Source organism: Paraburkholderia sp. SIMBA_030 (assembly GCF_046535245.1).
Classification (GTDB): Bacteria; Pseudomonadota; Gammaproteobacteria; order Burkholderiales; family Burkholderiaceae; genus Paraburkholderia.
In genome coordinates, this window is the sequence record NZ_JAWRXB010001532.1 from 1 (window position 1) to 239 (window position 239).

Sequence of the window (239 nt, forward strand, 5' to 3'; positions counted from 1 at the left end):
GGCGGCGCTCATGCGCTGTGGAAGATCGCGCATCGCCGTCGGTCGGTGAAGCTCGAAGCGCAAGCCAGACTGCCGCGCAATCGTTTGGCACGCTGCATGCGGTCGCCGCAAACGTTCGCGCATGGCATTCATCTGACAAACACATGGCGCATTCGGCAAACTCATACTCGCGCCTTTGCCCCCAATCTGCGCGCGCTTTTTTCATTCGGGTTCGCAATGAAAGCGAACCGCAATGTGCC

At 59.8% G+C, this 239-nt stretch carries 1 protein-coding gene; it reads left to right on the top strand.

Features of this window, described 5'->3' with window-relative positions; genetic code table 11:
• Positions 1-45 precede the first annotated feature (45 nt).
• Positions 46-239: hypothetical protein (locus tag SB772_RS45145; protein WP_410839167.1), on the top strand; the 194-nt coding region annotated here is incomplete at its 3' end.